The organism is Amycolatopsis sp. NPDC049688 (assembly GCF_040674975.1).
GTDB lineage: Bacteria > Actinomycetota > Actinomycetes > Mycobacteriales > Pseudonocardiaceae > Amycolatopsis.
In genome coordinates, this window is sequence record NZ_JBFANY010000017.1 from 183,610 (window position 1) to 201,246 (window position 17,637).

Sequence of the window (17,637 nt, forward strand, 5' to 3'; positions counted from 1 at the left end):
GTCACGACCGGGCCTGCAGGTACGCCGGGTCCGCCGGCGGGATCGGCTGGTCCGGGACGCCCGCCAGCAGCACGCTCATCGCGTGGAAGTACGGCGGGGCTGCGACCGTGCCGCCGAACGCGCCGTGGCCGCAGTTGCCCAGGTGCACCGGGGTGCCCGGGCAGATCTCGCGCGGGTGCGGCCCGTCGGCGAACACCATCGACGACACCGCGTAGCCGTCGACACCGCCGACGAACGCCACCGATTCGCTCTGCTGCGTCGTGCCCGTCTTGCCGATGTCGGGCCGGGTCCAGCCCGCCGCACGGGCCGCTTCGGCCGACGTGCCGCTCGTGGTGTCCTTGCTCAGCCCCGCCTCCAGGGTGTTCGCGACGCCGGTGGGGATCACCCGCTCGCACGCCTGCTGCCGGACCGGCACCGCGGTCCCGTTCCGGTCGGTCACCGACAGGATCGGGTTCGGCGGGCACCAGACGCCGCCGCTCATCAGCGTCGCCGAAACGTTCGCCATCTCCAGCGGGCTCACCGGGCTGTTGCCGAGGGTGAACGACAGCAGGTTCTGGAAGTACTGCGACTGCGGCCGGCTGTACTGCGGATTGCCCGACTTCGGGTCCGGTGCGTGGCCGGCGTCGTTGGTCGCGAGGGTGTTGCGCAGCCCGAGCTTGGCGGCCATGTCCAGCACGGCGGGCATCCCGACCTGGCTTTCGAGCCCGACGAAGGCCACGTTCGGCGACGTCGCCAGCCCGTCGGCGAGGGTGATCGGGTCCGCGTAGTGGCCGTCGTTGTGAACCGTGTAGCAGGGCGCGTCCGGCACCGGGAAGCACTGGCTGTCCGGGTTGGGCAGCGGGGTGTCCAGGCCCGCCTTGCCGGTGACGAGGGCCGCGGCCGAGGTGAAGATCTTGAACGACGAGCCCGCGCCGAACTCGTTGCTCGCGTCGGCGACAATGTCGGTCGACGTCTCGCCCTGCGCCGGGTCGGTGCCGTAGTTGCGGTTGGCGACCATGGCCAGCACCTGGTGGCCGTCCTGGCCCGGCTGGACGACGGCGAAGGTGTTGGCCACGCCGTCCTGGGTGGTCGGCACGTTCGCGTCGACCGCGTCCTTCGTCACCTGCGAGACGCGCGGGTCGAGCGTCGTCTTGATCGTGTAGCCGCCGGTGGCCAGCTGGTCGGCGGTGAACCCGGCGTGCACGAGGTAGCTTTCCGCGTAGGCGCAGAAGAATCCCGCGTCCGGCGCCGCGCCGAGGCAGGTGCCGGACGGGGTGACCGGGCCGTTCGGCAGCACCCCGAGCGGGGTGGCCTTCGCGGTGGCCGCGTACGAGGCGGGGATGGAGCCGTTGGTGACCATGTCGTCGATGACGAGGTTGCGGCGCTGCAGCGCCTTGTCCGGGTGCGCGTACGGGTTGTAGATCGTGGGGTTGTTCACCATTCCGGCGAGCAGGGCCGCCTGTGGCACGGTCAGTTTGTCCGCCGTCGTCCCGAAATACGCTTTTGCCGCGGCTCCGACCCCGTACACGGTTCCGCTGAATTCGACGACGTTGAGGTAATCGGCGAGAATGTCGTCCTTGCTCTTCGTTTCGTTCAGCTGGACGGCCATTTTCGCTTCCCGCAGCTTGCGGGCGAGGGAGTCCTCCCGGTCGGCCTGCTGGGCCGCGGGGTCGTTCCGGTCGACGACGTTGATCAGGTAGTTCTTGACGTCCTGCTGCGTGATCGTCGACGCGCCCTGCAGCGCGCCGCCAGTGCTGTCGTTGACCGCCGCGCGCAGCATCCCCTGCAGGTCGACGCCGCCTTCGGTGTAGAACCGGCGGTCCTCGACCGCGATGATCGCGGCCTTCACCGTGGTCGCTATCCCGGCCGCGGTGACCGGGAGGCGGTACTGCGCGTAGAGCGTCGCGATCGGGGTGCCGTCGCGGTCGGTCACCGTCGTGACCAAGGGCGGGTCGGCCGCGGCCAGCTGGGCGGAAATGGCGTCCACCGAATCGCTGACCTGATTCGACAGCAGGCCCGCGCCGAGGGCGACGGGGGCCGCCGTCCCGGCGACCAGAATTCCGGCGAGCACACACAATCCGGCAAAAGGGACCACACCCCGGCGACGTTTCACGGAATCGAGATTAGGCATCCGGCGATAAAGCTTCCGTTCGGTGAGACATGGACCTCACCGGGCCAACCTCCCGAGCAGGGCCGAGGCGACCGAAACGGCCGCCACCGTCGCCACGGCCAGCACGGCGAAGTCGGTGCCGAGGTGCGCGGGAGTGCCGATCAGCAGGCCGCGCAGCGCGTCGACCTGGTAGCTCAACGGGTTCACGTGGCTGAGCACCTTCAGCCACGGCGGCATCAGGTCCACCGGGTACAGCGCGTTCGACCCGAAGAACAGCGGCATCGTGATCGCCTGGCCGATGCCCATCAGCCGTTCCCGCGACAGCACGATCCCGGCGATCACGATGGACAGGCAGCAGAAGAACGCCGAACCGAGCACGAGGACGACGGCCATCGCCAGGAGCTTCAGCGGGTTCGCGGTCAGCCCGACGCCGAGGAGCGCGGCCAAGATCAGCACCATCAGGGCCTGGACGAGCGCGCGGACCCCGGCGGCGAACGCCTTCCCCGCGACGAGCGCCGCGCGCGGGGTCGGGGTCACCAGCAGCTTGGCCAGGACGCCCGCGTCGCGTTCCCAGATGATCTGGATGCCGTAGAAAATGGCGATGAACAACGCCGACTGCGCGAGGATGCCCGGCGCCAGGTAGTCGAGATACGGGGTCGAGCCGGTCGGGATCGCCCGCAGCCGGGTGAACGTCTCCCCGAAGATCAGCAGCCACAGCGCGGGCTGGATGGCCCGGGTGAGCAGCTCGGTCTGGTCACGGCGCAGCTTCTGCAGCTCCACCAGGCACATCGCGCCGACGCGGGCGGCGAGCACCCGCAGCCGGCGCAGCGGACCCGGGTCAGCCGAGACGGCGGGCGGTACGGCGAGTGGCACGGACACCGCGGATTCCTCCTTCTTCACTCGTCAGGCGATCACCGGTCACGGACCGGAACACGTCGTCCAAAGTGGACCCCGGACCGAGGTCGGCCTCGAGCTCGGCCGGGGTGCCGAGCGCCCGGATCCGGCCGGCGTGCATCAGGGCGACGCGGTCGCAGTACTGCTCGGCTTCGTCCATGTAGTGCGTGGTGACGAGCACGGTCATGCCGGTCGCCGCGCGGATCGAGCCGATGCGGTCCCACACCGAGGAGCGGGCGACGGGGTCGAGCCCGATCGTCGGCTCGTCGAGGACGAGCAGCCGCGGCGAGCTGACCAGAGCCTGAGCGAGTTCCAGCCGGCGGATCATGCCACCTGAGTACGTCTTCGCCGTCCGATCGGCGTCGCCGCCCAGCCCGACCAGGTCCAGCGCGAGTTGCACCTGCTCGCGCCGCCCGGCGCGCGGCACGTCGAACAGCCGCGCGAACAAGGCGACGTTTTCCCGGCCGGTCAGCGCGCCATCGGCGGACAGCTGCTGCGGCACGTACCCGATCAGCCGCCGCACGACCATCCGGCGCCGGGCGACGTCGACACCGAAGACGGTGATCCGGTCCGGAGCCGCCGGCAGCAACGTGGTGATCATCCGGAGGGTGGTGGTCTTGCCGGCCCCGTTCGGGCCGAGCAGCCCGAACACCTCGCCAGGGCGGATTTCCAGGTCGACACCGTCCACAGCGCGGGTCGACCCGAACGAGTGGCGCAGACCGGTGCAGCGCACCGCCGCCGGTTCGGTCATGACTGCTCCTTCAGAATTCCCACGAGTTTTTCGAGCGACGGCAACGCCTGTTCAATGGCGGCGATGTCCTCTTCGGACAGCTGGGCGAGCGCGTCGGCAACGAGCCCGGTGCGGACCCGGCGCCAGGCCGCCATCCGCTCGGCGGCCACGGCGGTGACGCCCAGCCGGGCGGCCCGCCGATCGGCCGGATCGGCCTCGCGCCGCAGCAGCCCAGCATCGACGAGCTGGTTGACCAGCGTGCTGACGGAGTTGTTCGCCAGATGCAGCTCACGCGCGGCGGCGGCAACGCCGATGCCGGGTTGGTCGGCCACCACGCGCAGCAGCTCAACCTGCGCACCGGGCAGCGGAGGCCCCGGCGCACCAGCGCGCACCCGGCGGCGCACCACCCGCCGAATCCCCAGAACGGTCCCCAGCAGGCGATCGGCGAGTTCACTCACACCCCCAAACTAGCTCTGACCCAGATCTATTAGCAACGCTAAATGTCCGATTCGGCGAGAAATGCTGGAAGCCACCACGGCGACTCTCACACCAAAGGAGCTAGGTGGTCATCCCAGAGCCTGCCCGTCCGGCGAGGACATGCTTGCAATCCCGTCGCGACCGAACGACCAGCCACGGCAGAGGCCGAAAGGACACCGCTGATCGGCGGAACCTGACCCGCAGTGACCGTTCAACGTCAAAGTGCTGCCGTTCGCCGCCCCACCCCCCGGTTCACAACCGGAATCCACCCCACAAGCGCATGCTGTCCTTTCCGACCCCCGCGCCCCGCGCCTGACGTCCACAGTGGACACTGCCAGTGCGCCCGGTCCGGCGGTCTTCTCGACCGAAGATAGGAACGTTCGTGACTCTGCTGGACAGCAAGCTCGTCCGGTGCTGGACTTCACGCCCGCACCTGCAGTCCCTCTACACCCTCGCCGCGGCCGCCCCGCGGGTGCGGGCCGCGCTCGGCCTGGCGCCCACCGGCGGCGGCACGGTCGACTTCAAGGTGGACGGGGACGCGCTGGCCCGCACCGAAGCGGAGCTGATCGCCGCGACGTCGGCGCGGCTGCCGGTGCACCCGCTGGTGACGCAGGACCTGCACGGCCGCTCGACGGTCCGGTGCTGGCGCCGCAACCGCGACCTGCGCGTGCTGACCGGCGACCTGGTCGACGTCGCGGACCGGCTGGCGAGGGCGGGCTACGGGGGCTCCCTGCGCTGCGCGACCGTCGAGTTCGGCGAGCCGGCCGGCCGCCGCGAGGGGAAACTCGCGCTGGTCTACCTGTTCGACCGCGGGACGTTCCACGCCACGGCACCGGGGACCCGGCCGCTGGACCGGGCGCTGGAGCTGCGCGCCCGGGCCGCGCTGCACGGCGCCCTGCCCCTCGAACCCACCGCCCACCGGCGGTTCGCGCTCTGACGCGCAACGCTGAAATTCCGCCGATTGGCGCCGCCGGTGAGCTCTGCGAGGATGCTGCTCTCTTCGATCGAAGGAGTTGGCCGTGGCTTCTCGTCTCAACCCGTACCTGAGCTTCCGCGACGACGCGCGGCAGGCCATGGAGTTCTACAAGAGCGTCTTCGGTGGCACGCTGACGCTGAACACGTTCGGGGAGTTCGGTTCACCCGAAGGAGCGGACTCGGACAAGGTCATGCACGCCCAGCTGGAGGCCGAGAACGGCTTCACCCTGATGGCGTCGGACACCCCGGCCGGGATGGAGCACAACCCGGGCACGAACATCTCGGTGAGCCTCAGCGGGGACGACGCCGACGACCTGCGCGGCTACTGGGACAAGCTGAGCGGCGGCGGCACCGTGACGGTTCCGTTCGAAAAGCAGATGTGGGGCGACGAATTCGGCGCCTGCGTCGACAAGTTCGGCATCCCGTGGATGGTCAACGTCGTCCAGGGCTAGCCGCGAGGCGTTGCAGCCGGTGCCGCCGTCGGTGACGATGGAGGGACCGGCGTGGCGTGGCGCCGGGCCGAAGGAGGCCCGATGGCGGGTTTTCCCTGGACGTGTGCGCAGTGCGGCGCGGACAACGACCCCGCTGCCCGGCGCTGCGGGACGTGCGCGAGCCTGGCTCCCGGCCGGGCCCGCGCGCGGGCGTTGTGGGTGCTGCTGACCCTGATGGTGGTCGCCGGCCTGGCCGTCGGCGGGGTGCTGCTGTTCGCCGGGCGCCCGCGGCCCGCCCCGGCCGCGTCGGGGCCGTTCCCGGAGTACACGACACCCGCCCTGCCGACCACCAAGACCGTCGTCGTCACCACGGCGGAAGACGTCGCCCCGCCGGTCACGCCGTCCAGCACGACGGCGGAGAAGCCGTGCCCGGAGGACGCCGCGCACTACCTCCCCGGCGGGCAGGGGACGGCGCTGCTCGTCGCCCAGACCGCGAAGTCGCTCGTCACCATCTGCCGGACGCCCGACGGCCGGATCTTCTACGACGGCCAGGCCCGCGGGCAGGCGGCCTCCGATGACACCCACATCATGCTGCCCGCCGAAGCGTCGGGAGACGGCTTCGTCGCGGTGAACGGCGACTACCGCTATCAGGTCGGCGGCGGCAGGCTGGTCGTGTCGGCCGGGTCCGACGTGCTCTCGGACGAGGAGCTGACCACGGTGGGCTGAGGGCCGTACAGCTCGTCCACCGGTTCCGCGTCGAAGCCCAGGTCGGCCCGCATCCGGGCACGCATGACGCGGTAGCCGCGCTGGCCGGCGTCCCAGGCCGGCCGCAGCCGGGCGCCGTCGTCGGGGTCGGGGTCCAGCAGCATCGCGGCCAGCCGCATCCGCGGCAGCGTGGCGTCGCTGACCAGCCGCCGGACCGCCTCCGGTGCGTGCAGCACGACGGGCCCGAGCGCGTGCTGGGCCTCGCTGCGCACCTCCCGCAGCTCGGCGAGCTGGTGTTCGTCCAGCTTGCGGCCCGATTCGACGACCGCGCGGGCCTGGAACAGGACCCCGTCGAACGCTTCGAGGACGCCCATCAGCTGGGCGTAGGCGTCGGCGCGGGTTTCGTGCGTCCGCGCCTCGCGCTCGCGCTGCCACCGACGCTCCTCGCGGGCGGCGTCTTCGGCCATCCGCCGGTTCTCGCGTCGTCCGGAAAGGATCTGGGTCAGGATCACCCCGGCGAGGCCGAGCAGCGCGACGACGACCGGAATCCACACCGGGACCTGGGAACCCACGTGCGCACCCTACCCAGGATGTGGGAGTGACGGCGGCCACCCCGCGCCGATCAGCATGCTGGAACCATGGCTTCTCCGCTGGACAACCCCACCTGGGCGTCGTTGACCGGCCCGCACGCCCATTTCGCGGAACGGCGCGGGCGCGTGCTGCGCTACCCGGAGGACGTCGCGCCGTTCCTGGCGCTGCCCGACGACCCCGGCGAACAGGACTGGCTGGACGTCGCCGAGCTCGCCGGGCCGGGGGCGACCGTCGTGATCGCCGCGGCCACCGCGCGGCCGCCGTCCGGCTGGGAGGTGCTCGACGAGATCCCCGGCGTGCAGCTGGTCGACGAGGGGGTCGCGGCGGCGCCGGACCCGGAAGCCGTGCGGCTCGGCCCCGCGGACGTGCCCGAGATGCTGGACCTCGTCGAGCGGACGCGGCCGGGGCCGTTCCGGAAGCGGACCGTCGAGCTGGGCACCTACCTCGGCATCCGGCGCGGCGGCGCGCTCATCGCGATGGCCGGCGAGCGGCTGCACCCGCCGGGCCACACGGAGATCAGCGCGGTCTGCACCGACCCGGCGTTCCGCGGCCAGGGCCTGGCGACCCGGCTGGTGCTCGCGGTGGCCGCGGGCATCCGCGAGCGCGGTGAGACGCCGATCATGCACGCGGCGGCCGGCAACACCGCCGCGATCCGGCTCTACCTCTCGCTGGGGTTCGCGCTGCGGTACCGGCCGGACTTCGTCGCGGTGCGCGTGCCGCTCGCGGTGGCGGTCTAGGCGCCGGTCGACGAGCCGGGGCGGACGATCATCAGCACCGTCACCGCCGCCCACAGCAGGTTGAACACCCCGGTCAGCATGGCCAGCCGGCCGAGGACGTCCGAAGGGGGCTCCTCGGCCAGCAGGCGCTTCTGGCGCGGCAGGACCAGCAGGGCGAGCACCGCGGCCGCGACCGCCGTCAGGCCGATCGACACGAGCAGCCACGGGTCGCCCATGACGTGCATCGTGCCCGCGACGCCGAAGCCGAACACCGGCACCGCGATGGCGGCGTAGGCGTACACGCGGCAGATCCGGTGCAGGAGGGTCGCCGACTTGACGTCGCCCCGGCGGACGGCGGCGGGGAACATGCTGGCCGCGACGGCGACCGGGCCGACGGCGAGGATCGCCGCCAGGACGTGGACCGAGAGCAGGATTTTCGACACGCGGCGAAGTTACCGATCTTCGCGGGCGCCGGGGAGTGGCAGGAATGCCAGGAACCGCCGGGATCCGGCCACGCTCAGCCGGGCACCCACATCGTGACGCGGGTGCCGCGGCCCGGCTGCGAGTCCACCGTGCCGTGCCCGCCGACCTCGGCCAGCCGCGCCACGATGGACTGGCTGATGCCGAAGCCCGGCGGCCGGGCGCCGACGTCGAAGCCCTGGCCCTGGTCGCGGGCCACCACCGCGATCCCGCCGTCGCGTTCCTCCACCCGCAGCACGACCTGCTTGGTCCCCGAGTGCTTCACCGTGTTGCGCAACGCCTCCCGGACCGCTTCGACGAGCGCGGTGCGCCGGACCTGTGAGACCTTGTGATCGTCGGCGAAGTCCGCGGCGACCAGCTGCGTGCGCAGGCCGTCGCGCGCCAGTTCGGTGGCGACGTCGGCGAGCTCGACCGCGAAGCTCCGCGTCGGTCCCGTCGGCACCGGCTCGGTGATCCGGCGGCGCAGCTCGGCCGCCTCCGCCTTGGCCACCGAACGCAGCTCCGACAGCCGCGTGACGGCGTGAGCGTCGTCGCCGGGCGCGGAAATGGCCAGCGCTTCGAGCGTCTGCAGCACGCTGTCGTGCATGATCCGCCGGGTCCGGAGGCGCTCGGCCTGGCGCCCGCGCCGGAGCCCGATGTCGACCGCGAACCGCGTGCCGACGCCGAGCAGGATGAGGATCGCCACGGCGAGCACGATCGCCACCGCCAGCGCCACCAGGCAGCCGATCGACCGCGTCATGGCGAGCTGGTTGCCCAAGGGGAGACCGCCGGCGAGGGTCAGCGCGGCGCGCAGTGGGACGGCGGCCGCGAACAGCCACAGCGCCGCGGGCAGCCCGGACGTGCCCGCCCACATGGCGACCGAGCCGACCAGCCAGGTCCAGGACACGTCGACGGCGAACGGCTGGATCGCGGGCGGGGCCGTCATCGCCACCACGAGGTTGAGGGCGACGCCGAGAGAGAGGTCGAGGGCGAGGGCGCGGCTGGTGAACCGGGCGCGCAGGCCGCCCGCACGCAGCACCCAGATCACGGCGGCGGTGTTGACCACGACGGCGAAGGCGGTGGCGCCCAGCACCGGCCCGAGCCCGAGCACGCCGTTCGCGGCGGTGAACCCGATGAACACCTTGACGAACGCCGCGGCCCGGTAGGCCAGCGGCACGGCGACCCAGTAGCGCGAGGCGCGGGCGAGGGTCGCGTCCCCGACGGCGGTGAGGTCGCTGGTGTCGGGAAGCGGCTCGGCGGGTTCCGCGGGTGTGCCGCTGCGCAGCAGCGTGCGGACGAACGCGCGCGGCGGTGCGGCAGAGCCCGCCTCGGGCATCGGTGGTCCCCATTCAATCCGGCCGTCCGGGCGGCCTGAGCCTGGCAGCGCGGCAGGGGACTCGTCAACCGTCCCGGCCGCGAGCCAGCCCGCTGGAGCAAAGGGGGCGACCGGTTCGTGACCTGGTGCTCGAACGGGCGTGCAGGTGCAGGTGAAGAGGGGTGTGCGGAAGATCCGAGGCGGGACGGGTGTCCGGTGCGGACAGTCGCGGCGAGCAGGGACCGCAGGCGCGGCGACAGAGCCCGTCAGTACGCGTGGAACATCGTTTCTTCGCCCTCGTACTCCGCCCAGCCGGGTGCGCCCGTCGTGGCGAAGCGGTGCCAGGCGCCGTTCAGGTCCTGGGCCAGCTCGCGGGGCGGGTTCTCGCCGAGCAGGCCGCGCGGGCCGGACACCGCGTCCAGTGCGTCGAACACGAACGGCAGCTCGAGCCCGTGGCAGGCGCCCAGGCGGCCCTCGAGCAGGGGCGAGCCCCACTCGAACTCGTAGCGGAACGTCCGGCCGGTGTGGTTCTCGGCCAGGGCGCGGACGCCGTCGCGGAAGACCAGGTCGGTCAGGGCCTCCACCAGGACCTCGCCCGCCGTGCGTCCCGACCCCAGGCCGTAGGCGTACAGCACGCCGGCCGGGTCCGGGTGGGACACCGCCAGGGAGGCCACCGCCTGGTCGTCGGTCACCGCCTCCAGCGCTCCCGTGGGCACCAGGTAGAACCGCATCTCCTCGCTGCAGCTGCCGGCGATCAGGTCGACGTCACGCCCCGCGCCCGCCTTGATCGCCTTGCCCGGGTGCTGCGGCAGGACGTCGTCGCCGATCACCGGGAGGAACGGGCTCAGGCCGTAGCCGCGGTCGTAGCCGAGCGCGTCGCGCAGGTCCGGTGCGCCGCCCGGGCGCAGGACCGCGTCCTGCGCGTCGAGCAGCTGCTCCGTCGACACCTTGCGGAACGCCTCCGCGGTCGCTTCCACCTTCAGCTCGTCCGCGACGACCTTGGCCAGCCGCCGGGCCTGGACGCCGTCGCGGACCATGTCCGGATGTCCGCTTTGGACGATCGCGCGGTGGAAGAGCCCCGGCGAGAGCGGCGATCCGAGCAGGCAGGCGACGCTGACGGCGCCGGAAGCCGCGCCGAAGAGCGTGACGTTGGCGGGGTCGCCGCCGAACCCGGCGATGTTCTCCCGGACCCAGTGCAGGGCCGCGAGCTGGTCGCGCAGGCCGAGGTTGGTCGTGCCGCCGTCGAGGGGCAGGAACCCGTCGATGCCCAGCCGGTACTGCACGGTCACCAGCACCGCGCCGGCGCGGGCGAACGCCGTGCCGTCGTGGACCGCGGCCGACCCGGTGCCGCCGATGAACCCGCCGCCGTGCACGAACACCAGCACCGGCAGCGAAGCCGCGCCCGGCTGCGGGGTCCAGACGTCCACCGTCAGGTACTCCGGTCCCGGCCGCCAGCCCGTGCCGGCCAGCGGGGTCAGGTCGAGCCCGGGCACGTCGTGCCGGCGTTGCGGGGCGGTCGGCCCCGGTCTCCGCGCGTCCCGGATGCCTTCCCACGGTGGCGCCGGGACAGGTTCGGCGAAGCGCAGTTCGCCCTCGGGCGCGGCGGCGTACGGAATGCCGCGGAAGCGCACGACGCCGGCGGGGGTGACCTGACCGCGGACCGCGCCGGACGTGGTGGGGACGACGGGGTCGGTCATGCGGGGGCCCTTCGTGGACGGTGGGGGAAGCGCCCGTCAGCCTAGGACCGCGGACGGGCCGCCGTCACGGGCGGAGTCCCTTCCGTGGTCGCGGATGGATAACGGCGCCCGGCCCCGATCGGCCGAACGGACGAAGACCCGGCGAATTCCCGAGGAAGCGCGGGCGGGGCGCCGGCACGCCCCGCCCGCGGTCTCAGCCTTCGAGGAGGTCCTCGATGGTGATCGGGATGTGCCGCACCCGGATGCCGGTGGCGTTGTACACCGCGTTGGCGACCGCCGCCGCCATGCCGACCGTGCCGATTTCGCCGAGGCCCCGCGCACCGACCGCGTTGTGCAGCGTGTCGGGGTACTCGACGAAGTGGACGTCGACCTCGGGGATGTCGGCGTTGACCGGCAGCAGGTAGCTCGCGAAGTCGCCGTTGGCGAACCGGCCGTTCGCCTCGATCTCCAGGCCTTCGTGCAGCGCGGCCGACACGCCCCAGATCATGCCGCCCATCAGCTGGCTGCGCGCGGCCTTGTCGTTGATGATCCGGCCGGCGTCGAACACCCCGAGCATCCGGGACACCCGCGCCTCGCGCGTCCACTTGTGCACGCGGACCTCGCAGAACTGCGCGCCCCACGAAGCGAACGAGTGCTTGGTCATTTCCTCACCGGGCGCCGACGAGCCGGTCACCTCCAGCGATTCGCGGCCCACCGCCCGCAGCAGTTCCCCGAACGGCATGGACGTCCCGCCGGCCCAGACGCGGCCGTCGGCGTAGGTGACCTGCCGGCCTTCGAACGGGCCACCGGGATCGGCGGCCAGCGCGACCAGTTCGTCGATCGCCTTGGTGGCGGCGAGCATGATCGCGGTGCCCGCGCTCGCCGTCGCCGTCGAGCCGCCGGACATGCCGCCCGGCGGGAGGGCCGAGTCGCCGAGCCGCGGCACGATCCGGTCCGCCGGGATGTCCAGCGATTCGGCGCCGACCAGGGAGAGCACGGTCAGCAGGCCGGTGCCGGGGTCCGCGCCGCTCGTCGCGACGACGGCGGTCTCGTCCGCCCGCAGCGTGATGCCGACGGTGGCCGGGAACCGCAGGGCGGGGAACACCGCGGTGGCCACGCCCGTGCCGACGAGCCAGTCGCCGTCGGTGCGCGAGCCGGCCGGCCGGTGGGCCCAGCCGAAGCGGTCCGCGCCGATCCGGAAGCACTCGTCGAGGTGCTTGCTCGACCACTGCAGGTCGTGCCCCGGCGGGGCGATCGAGTTGTTCCGGACGCGCAGCTCGATCGGGTCCATGCCGAGCTTCACCGCCAGCTCGTCGATCGCGCTTTCCAGCGCGAACGAGCCGGGAGCCTCGCCCGGCGCCCGCATGAACGTCGTCGGCGGCACGTTGAGCGGCACGATCTTCTGCGTGATGGACAGGTTCTTCGTGGCGTACCACTCGCGCGAGGTGCCGTGCGAGGTCGGTTCGACGAACGACCGGGCGGTGTCGGTGCTGCACCACGAGTCGTGGCGCACGGCGACCAGGGTGCCGTCGCGCTCGGCGCCGAGCGCGAGCTTCTGGACCGTCGCGGCCCGGCCGGCGGTCGCGGTGAAGACCTGCTCACGGCTCAGGGCGGCCTTCACCGGCCGGCCGAGCGCCCGGGCCGCCGCCGCGGCCAGGAACGCCGGCGTGGACGTGCGTCCCTTGCCGCCGAAGGCGCCGCCGACGAACGGGTTGATCGCGTGGACGGCCTCGCGCTCCACACCGAGTGCGACGGCCAGCTCCGTCGCCTGCATGTCGGAGGCCTGGTTGCCGCTGTAGACGGTCACTTCGCCGTCGTCCCACACCGCGACCGCGGAGTGCGGCTCCATCGCGGCGTGGTTCTGCGTCGCGGTCGTGTAGGTCGCCTCGACGACCACCGGGCTCGCGGCCAGCGCGGCCTCGAAGGATTCGACGCCGTCTTCGAGCACCTCGATTTCCGGGGGAGCGCCGTTGAAGGTCGGCGGCGCCATTTCGGCCGTGTCGAGGTGTTCGGCGAGCGACGTCCGGGCCGGCCGGGTGCGGTAGGTGATTTCGACGAGCGTCGCGGCGTCGCGGGCCTGCTCGAACGTTTCCGCGACCACGAAGCCGATCGGCTGGCCGTAGTAGGTGACTTCCTTGTTCTGCAACGGAACCCACGTCTCGCCGAACACCGGCAGGCTCGGCGTGCGCAGTTCGAGGGGCTCGAACGGCGTGAACACCCCGAGTACGCCGGGCGCGGCCTTCGCCGCGGCGGCGTCCATGGCTTCGACCTCGCCGTGGGCGATCGTGCTGAGCACGATGTAGCCGTAGGCCATGCCGGAGAAGTTGTGGTCGGCGCCGTACTTGGCCTGGCCGGTGACCTTCAGCGGCGCGTCCAGCCGGGTGATCATCGGGAGCTCCCCTCGGTCAGTTCGAGCAGTGCCCGGACGATGGTGCGCTGCAGCAGCGGCACCTTGAACGCGTTCCCGGCCAGCGGCTGGGCGCCGTCGACCGCCACGGCGGCGGCCGCTTCGAAGCTCGCCTGGGTCGCCGGGGCGCCCCGCAGGGCGGCTTCGACGCCGGTCAGGTGCCACGGCACCGTCCCGACGCCGCCGGCCGCGACCCGGGCGTCGGCGACCACGCCGTCCCGGACGTCCAGCGCGACGGCGGCCGAGCACAGCGCGAACTCGTAGGACTGGCGGTCGCGCACCTTGACGTAGGTGGAGTTCGCCGCCCAGTCCAGCCGGGGCACCAGCACCTCGGTGATCAGTTCGCCGGGGCGCAGGTCGTTCTCCACCGCGGGTGTGTCGCCGGGCAGCTCGTAGAAGTCGCGGAGGGCGACCTCGCGGCTGCCGTTCGCGTCCGTCAGCCGCAGGCGCGCGTCGAGCGCGACCAGGGCGACGGCGACGTCGCTGGCGTGCGTGGCCACGCACGACTCGCTGGTGCCGAGGATCGCGTGCATCCGGTTCGCGCCGGTGAGCGCGGAGCAGCCGCTGCCGGGAACCCGCTTGTTGCACGGCATCGTGATGTCGCGGAAGTACGAGCAGCGCGTGCGCTGCAGCAGGTTCCCGCCGATGCTGGCCATGTTCCGCAGCTGCTGGGACGCGCTCAGCAGCAGGGCACGCGAGATCGCGGGGTAGACGCCGGGGTGCGCGGCGATGGTGCCCATCCGCTCCAGCGCGCCGAAGCGCAGCCCGTCGGCCGTGTCGATGCCGCGCAGCGGCACCCCGTTGATGTCCAGGACGTGCTGCGGCGTCAGGACGTCGAGCTTCATCAGGTCGACCAGGGTGGTCCCGCCGGCCAGGAAGGTGCCGGGTGTGGCGACCGCCGCTTCGACGGTGGTGGGCGCGGTCAGCTCAAAGGGACGCATCGGCCCGCCTCGCCTGCTCGACCGCCTTGACGATGTTCGGGTAGGCCGAGCACCGGCAGAGGTTGCCGGACATGAACTCCCGCACGTCCTCGACGTCCTGCTCGACGGCGGCGACCGCCGACATGATCTGCCCGGCGGTGCAGAACCCGCACTGCAGGGCGTCCTGGTCGACGAACGCCTGCTGCACCGGGTGCAGCCCGTCCTCTGTGGACAGACCTTCGACGGTCGTCACCGGCTGCCGCACGGTGGCGGCCAGGGTGAGGCAGGAGAGCACGGGCTTGCCGCCGACGTGCACGGTGCAGGCGCCGCACTGCCCGCGGTCGCAGCCCTTCTTCGGGCCGGTGACGGCGAGGCGCTCGCGCAGCGCGTCCAGGAGCGTGACGCCGGGATCGACGTCCAGGTGTTCGGTGGTGCCGTTGACTTCGAGTGAGATGTCCACTGGTCTCTTTCCGCAGAGCCGGGCGGTGTGGTGGGGGATTAGCACGGGGAGCGGATACTCATCCGCTTCACTCGGTCGCGAGGCTAGCGGATTACAATCCGCTTGGCAACGAAGCGGGCACGCTGGAGTTGCTCCAGCTCTCGGCTAGATTCAGCGGGACGGCACGACGACGGGGAGAGGCGATGACGACGGGATCGGTCAGTCCCCGGCGCGCGGACACCCGGCGCAACCACGAGCGTATCCTCGCGGCGGCGGCCGCGTCGCTGGCCGATACCGGCGAGGTTTCGTTCAACGCGATCGCGAAGCAGGCCGGGGTCGGCGTCGGCACGGTGTACCGGCACTTCCCGACCCCGGAGGCCCTGATCCTGGCGGTGTACCGGCGCGAAGTCCGGCACATCGTGGACGTCGTGCCGGTGCTGCTGGAGAAGCACGCCCCGGCCGAGGCGCTCCGCGTGTGGGTGACCGACCACGTCGCCCACTACATGATGACGAAGAAGGGGCTGGCCGACGCGCTGCGGACGGCGACGGCGTTCCGCGGTGAGCTGCCGGTCGACGCCTACGAGGAGATGCTCGGCGCGGTGGCGAAGATGCTCGACGCCAACGTGGCGGCCGGGACGGTCCGCCCGGGCCTGACCCCCGTGCTGGTCATGCGCGGCATGGGCGGCCTCCTGTGGCTCGACCCGGACGGCGACTGGCGCAGTGACGCGGCGAGCCTCGCGGATCTGCTGTGGCACGGGATGGCCGCGCAGTCCGGCTAGACCTGCCCTCGGGGGAGGTGAGGTGACGGCGAGCCATCCGCCCACGCTGCTCAGCTGCCTTCGCGAACAGGTCCTAGGCCGCCCCGTCGAGGTGGACGGTCACGGTCACCCGGCCCTTTTCGTCGCGGCGCGCCACTGCGTGGCCGGTGTGGTCCGTGCCGTCGAGTTCGAGGGTGAGCGGGGCTCCTTCGCCGGTGAAGTTGCGCCACCACGACTTCGCGTCCGGCAGGCGGACGCCGATCGTGACGACGTCGCCCGTCCGCCGGTAGCCGACGGGGGTGCTGAACGTGCGGCCCGATCGGCGGCCCGTGTACGTGACCTGGGTCAGGTGCCGGCGGACCAGAGGTCCCCAGCGTGGTGACGTCCGGAGTGCGCCGACGCAGCTGTTGACGCGGTCGACGGCGTTCTTCGGGAGCGGGCCTCGGTATCCCACGGCAGCCTCCTTCGGTGGTTCGCCGCCCACCGTACCGGAAACCGGAGGAGGGTGTTCCGGTTGCGGGTCAGCCGGACGTCGGGAAGGCGAACGCCGCCGAGGCGCTCGTGTGCGGCCAACGCGTGGTGACCACCTTGGCGCGGGTGTAGAAGCGCACGCCCGCCGGGCCGTGGATGGGGCTGTCGCCGATGAGGGAGTCCTTCCAGCCGCCGAAGGAGTAGTACGACATCGGGACCGGGATCGGCACGTTCACGCCGATCATGCCCACCTTCACCGCGCGCTGGAACTTGCGGGCCGCTTCGCCGCTGCCGGTGAAGATCGCCGTGCCGTTGCCGTACGGGTTGGCGTTGATGACCGCGATCGCTTCGTCGATCGTCTCCGTGCGGACGATCGCCAGCACCGGGCCGAAGATCTCCTCCCGGTACGCGTCCATCTCCGTGGTCACGTGGTCGAGCAGGGACGGGCCGACGAAGAAACCCTCCTCGTGGCCTGCCACCTTCAGGTCGCGGCCGTCGACCACCACCGTGGCGCCCTGCTCCGCGCCCCGGGCGACGGACTGCACCACGCGCTCGCGGGCCGCCTCGGTGACGACCGGGCCCATGTCGCTGGCCGGGTCGGTGCCGGGGCCGACGCGCACTGCGCGGGCCTTGCGCTCGAGGACCTCGATCAGCCGATCGCCGGCCGTGCCGACGGCCACGCCGACCGAGATCGCCATGCACCGCTGGCCGGCCGAGCCGAACGCCGCGGCCGTGAGGTGGCCGGCGGCGTACTCCAGGTCGGCGTCGGGCAGCACCACCGCGTGGTTCTTCGCGCCGCCGAGGGCCTGGACGCGCTTGCCGGCCGCGGTCCCGCGCTCGTGCACGTACTTCGCGATCGGGGTCGAGCCGACGAACGACACCGCCGCCACGTCCGGGTGGTCGAGGAGCGCGTCGACCGCGACCTTGTCGCCGTGCACGACGTTGAAGACCCCGTCGGGCAGCCCGGCCTCGGCGTACAGCCGCGCGACGAAGTTCGACGCCGACGGGTCCCGTTCGCTGGGCTTGAGGACGAAGGTGTTGCCGGTGGCGATGGCGATCGGGTGCATCCACAGCGGCACCATGATCGGGAAGTTGAACGGCGTGATCCCGGCGACCACGCCCAGGGGCTGCCGGAAGTCGTGCACGTCGACGTCGCGGGAGACCTGGTCGGAGAAGCTGCCCTTGAGCGCGTCGGCGATGCCGCACGCGTACTCGACGACCTCGCGGCCGCGGACGATCTCGCCGCGGGCGTCCTCGATCACCTTGCCGTGCTCGGCCGAGATGATCCGGGCGAGCTCGTCTTCGTGCCGGACCAGCAGCTCGCGGAAGGCGAACATCACCTTGGTGCGCTGGGCCAGCGAGGAGTCGCCCCACGCCTCGAACGCCTTGCCCGCGGCGGCGACCGCGGTGTCCACATCGGACGGCTCGGCGAGCAGGACCGACGCCTGCCGCTGTCCGGTGGCCGGGTCGAAGACCGGCGACGTGCGGCTCGAGCCCGCCGGCGTGGCGGATCCGCCGATCCAGTGTTCGATGGTGTTCACGGTGCTCCTGCCGGTAGTAGCGCTGGGGTCGCGGTGGTGCCGG

At 72.3% G+C, this 17,637-nt stretch carries 18 protein-coding genes; 5 read left to right on the plus strand and 13 right to left on the minus strand.

Translation table 11 applies throughout. The features are described from left to right. Nucleotide 1: 1 nt before the first annotated feature. From AB0J55_RS37770 to AB0J55_RS37785, 4 genes are read right to left on the minus strand one after another with little or no spacing between them, the layout of a single operon-like run. Nucleotides 2-2,110: a transglycosylase domain-containing protein gene (locus AB0J55_RS37770; protein WP_364260065.1), complete on the minus strand. Its 2,109-nt coding sequence runs from the start codon at nt 2,108-2,110 to the stop codon at nt 2-4. 36 nt (nt 2,111-2,146) lie between these two features. Continuing rightward, nucleotides 2,147-2,968: an ABC transporter permease gene (locus AB0J55_RS37775; protein ID WP_364260068.1), complete on the minus strand. Its 822-nt coding sequence runs from the start codon at nt 2,966-2,968 to the stop codon at nt 2,147-2,149. Beyond that, nucleotides 2,928-3,734 (minus strand): ATP-binding cassette domain-containing protein, encoded by an 807-nt coding sequence (locus AB0J55_RS37780; RefSeq protein WP_364260071.1) that lies wholly within the window; start codon nt 3,732-3,734, stop codon nt 2,928-2,930. Before AB0J55_RS37780 ends, AB0J55_RS37775 begins: the two co-directional genes overlap by 41 nt. Next, nucleotides 3,731-4,171: a MarR family transcriptional regulator gene (locus AB0J55_RS37785; protein WP_364260074.1), complete on the minus strand. Its 441-nt coding sequence runs from the start codon at nt 4,169-4,171 to the stop codon at nt 3,731-3,733. Before AB0J55_RS37785 ends, AB0J55_RS37780 begins: the two co-directional genes overlap by 4 nt. 401 nt (nt 4,172-4,572) lie before the next feature. Here AB0J55_RS37785 and AB0J55_RS37790 point away from each other — a divergent pair, with 401 nt between their 5' ends. The 3 genes from AB0J55_RS37790 to AB0J55_RS37800 all read left to right on the plus strand — a co-directional run bounded on the left by AB0J55_RS37790 (nt 4,573) and on the right by AB0J55_RS37800 (nt 6,322). Further along, nucleotides 4,573-5,127, plus strand: a complete 555-nt coding sequence (locus tag AB0J55_RS37790) for a hypothetical protein (protein WP_364260077.1) — start codon at nt 4,573-4,575, stop codon at nt 5,125-5,127. A gap of 82 nt (nt 5,128-5,209) precedes the next feature. Then, the gene (locus AB0J55_RS37795; protein ID WP_364260080.1) at nt 5,210-5,617 is read left to right on the plus strand and encodes a VOC family protein; all 408 of its coding nucleotides are present in this window, start codon (nt 5,210-5,212) and stop codon (nt 5,615-5,617) included. 81 nt (nt 5,618-5,698) lie between these two features. Continuing rightward, nucleotides 5,699-6,322, plus strand: a complete 624-nt coding sequence (locus tag AB0J55_RS37800; RefSeq protein WP_364260083.1) for a hypothetical protein — start codon at nt 5,699-5,701, stop codon at nt 6,320-6,322. Here AB0J55_RS37800 and AB0J55_RS37805 read toward each other — a convergent pair. Then, nucleotides 6,244-6,873: a hypothetical protein gene (locus tag AB0J55_RS37805; protein WP_364260086.1), complete on the minus strand. Its 630-nt coding sequence runs from the start codon at nt 6,871-6,873 to the stop codon at nt 6,244-6,246. The genes AB0J55_RS37800 and AB0J55_RS37805 overlap by 79 nt on opposite strands. 66 nt (nt 6,874-6,939) lie before the next feature. On the opposite strand from AB0J55_RS37805, the gene AB0J55_RS37810 reads away from it, so the two are divergent. Further along, nucleotides 6,940-7,629 (plus strand): GNAT family N-acetyltransferase, encoded by a 690-nt coding sequence (locus AB0J55_RS37810; protein ID WP_364260089.1) that lies wholly within the window; start codon nt 6,940-6,942, stop codon nt 7,627-7,629. Here AB0J55_RS37810 and AB0J55_RS37815 read toward each other — a convergent pair. From AB0J55_RS37815 to AB0J55_RS37840, 6 genes are all read right to left on the minus strand, one after another. Then, nucleotides 7,626-8,051, minus strand: coding sequence for a hypothetical protein (locus AB0J55_RS37815; protein WP_364260092.1), 426 nt, complete (start codon nt 8,049-8,051; stop codon nt 7,626-7,628). The genes AB0J55_RS37810 and AB0J55_RS37815 overlap by 4 nt on opposite strands. A 74-nt stretch (nt 8,052-8,125) precedes the next feature. After that, entirely contained in the window at nt 8,126-9,403 is a 1,278-nt protein-coding gene (locus AB0J55_RS37820) for an ATP-binding protein (RefSeq protein ID WP_364260095.1), read from the minus strand. 245 nt (nt 9,404-9,648) lie between these two features. Next, complete coding sequence (locus tag AB0J55_RS37825; protein ID WP_364260098.1) at nt 9,649-11,079, minus strand: carboxylesterase family protein; 1,431 nt, start codon at nt 11,077-11,079, stop codon at nt 9,649-9,651. Between the two features lie 193 nt (nt 11,080-11,272). Beyond that, complete coding sequence (locus AB0J55_RS37830) at nt 11,273-13,447, minus strand: xanthine dehydrogenase family protein molybdopterin-binding subunit (protein WP_364260101.1); 2,175 nt, start codon at nt 13,445-13,447, stop codon at nt 11,273-11,275. Then, a complete protein-coding gene (locus tag AB0J55_RS37835) occupies nt 13,444-14,406 on the minus strand; it encodes a xanthine dehydrogenase family protein subunit M (protein ID WP_364260104.1) in 963 nt (320 codons plus the stop codon). Before AB0J55_RS37835 ends, AB0J55_RS37830 begins: the two co-directional genes overlap by 4 nt. Then, the gene (locus tag AB0J55_RS37840) at nt 14,393-14,845 is read right to left on the minus strand and encodes a (2Fe-2S)-binding protein (protein WP_364260107.1); all 453 of its coding nucleotides are present in this window, start codon (nt 14,843-14,845) and stop codon (nt 14,393-14,395) included. Before AB0J55_RS37840 ends, AB0J55_RS37835 begins: the two co-directional genes overlap by 14 nt. 182 nt (nt 14,846-15,027) lie before the next feature. Between AB0J55_RS37840 and AB0J55_RS37845 the strand changes: the two genes are divergently transcribed. Beyond that, on the plus strand, nt 15,028-15,603 hold the full coding sequence (locus tag AB0J55_RS37845) for a TetR/AcrR family transcriptional regulator (protein ID WP_364260110.1): 576 nt from the start codon (nt 15,028-15,030) through the stop codon (nt 15,601-15,603). Nucleotides 15,604-15,676: 73 nt separating this feature from the next. On the opposite strand, the gene AB0J55_RS37850 is transcribed toward AB0J55_RS37845, so the two are convergent. Then, nucleotides 15,677-16,036: a hypothetical protein gene (locus AB0J55_RS37850; protein ID WP_364260113.1), complete on the minus strand. Its 360-nt coding sequence runs from the start codon at nt 16,034-16,036 to the stop codon at nt 15,677-15,679. Nucleotides 16,037-16,103: 67 nt separating this feature from the next. Then, on the minus strand, nt 16,104-17,594 hold the full coding sequence (locus AB0J55_RS37855) for a CoA-acylating methylmalonate-semialdehyde dehydrogenase (RefSeq protein WP_364260116.1): 1,491 nt from the start codon (nt 17,592-17,594) through the stop codon (nt 16,104-16,106). Between the last annotated feature and the right edge of the window lie 43 nt (nt 17,595-17,637).

Bases quoted from the DNA above. Each gene is read 5' to 3' on its own strand.
- AB0J55_RS37830 (WP_364260101.1), bottom strand. From the start codon at position 13,447: ATGATCACCCGGCTGGACGCGCCGCTGAAGGTCACCGGCCAGGCCAAG.
- AB0J55_RS37845 (WP_364260110.1), top strand. From the start codon at position 15,028: ATGACGACGGGATCGGTCAGTCCCCGGCGCGCGGACACCCGGCGCAAC.
- AB0J55_RS37820 (WP_364260095.1), bottom strand. From the start codon at position 9,403: ATGCCCGAGGCGGGCTCTGCCGCACCGCCGCGCGCGTTCGTCCGCACG.
- AB0J55_RS37800 (WP_364260083.1), top strand. From the start codon at position 5,699: ATGGCGGGTTTTCCCTGGACGTGTGCGCAGTGCGGCGCGGACAACGAC.
- AB0J55_RS37810 (WP_364260089.1), top strand. From the start codon at position 6,940: ATGGCTTCTCCGCTGGACAACCCCACCTGGGCGTCGTTGACCGGCCCG.
- AB0J55_RS37770 (WP_364260065.1), bottom strand. From the start codon at position 2,110: ATGCCTAATCTCGATTCCGTGAAACGTCGCCGGGGTGTGGTCCCTTTT.
- AB0J55_RS37825 (WP_364260098.1), bottom strand. From the start codon at position 11,079: ATGACCGACCCCGTCGTCCCCACCACGTCCGGCGCGGTCCGCGGTCAG.
- AB0J55_RS37780 (WP_364260071.1), bottom strand. From the start codon at position 3,734: ATGACCGAACCGGCGGCGGTGCGCTGCACCGGTCTGCGCCACTCGTTC.
- AB0J55_RS37835 (WP_364260104.1), bottom strand. From the start codon at position 14,406: ATGCGTCCCTTTGAGCTGACCGCGCCCACCACCGTCGAAGCGGCGGTC.